This is a genomic window from Agrobacterium larrymoorei (genome assembly GCF_013322225.1).
GTDB classification, from domain to species: domain Bacteria; phylum Pseudomonadota; class Alphaproteobacteria; order Rhizobiales; family Rhizobiaceae; genus Agrobacterium; species Agrobacterium larrymoorei_A.
In genome coordinates this window covers 1-558 of sequence record NZ_JAAMFB010000058.1, presented here as the reverse complement: position 1 = coordinate 558, position 558 = coordinate 1, and the positions used below count along the sequence as shown (strand labels likewise).

General features: G+C 52.0%; 1 protein-coding gene and 1 pseudogene. One reads left to right on the top strand and one right to left on the bottom strand.

The genetic code is table 11. From position 1 onward, the window contains the following. Window positions 1-104: 104 nt before the first annotated feature. Window positions 105-319 (top strand): annotated as a pseudogene (locus G6L28_RS23020) (IS21 family transposase); the annotation flags it as partial. A 36-nt stretch (window positions 320-355) separates the two neighbouring features. On the opposite strand, the gene G6L28_RS22800 reads toward G6L28_RS23020, so the two are convergent. Next, the coding region (locus G6L28_RS22800) for a hypothetical protein (protein WP_210265784.1) at window positions 356-558 on the bottom strand (203 nt) is incomplete at its 5' end.

The window sequence follows — 558 nt, the reverse complement described above, 5'->3', positions numbered from 1 at the left end:
GATGGCCAGGCGTCTTGCCAATCACGACCTTCTGGATGAACTGGCGCACGACGGTAACAGTCGCTGCCTAGCCTGCTCGTCGCCATTGTTGCGGGAAAGGATCACTTGGTTATGACGGCAGTTACGACGTCGTTCGCCGATATGCCAAGGGGTGGGCCAAGAGCCGTGATGCCGTGACGATCGAAGCCTACCTGCCGCTCTACCATGCACCTTGCGAGCCTATCAGTTCGACTGAAGTCATGAGATTGTGTTGATCAACAGCGTGACGACTAGGGCGGAGGTGGCGCATATCGGTTTTTGCCACAGCCGTACGATGTTTGCCTAACTCCACCGTTGTGAGCCACGCGTTCGCTTATCATATGTCTCCTTTCCGTATTTGCGTTTGCGCGCACATAATGGCATTATAATTCCATTGATGTAGAAAATAGAATTTTTGATTGATTTTCATAATGAGTTCGTTAGGCTGATTTTGTTGCCTGTCTTGCGCAAGAGGAGTTGCGTCTGGATGGGGATGGCGACGGTTTTGGCGCTTTGGCATTTCACGCTCCACGAGGTGGA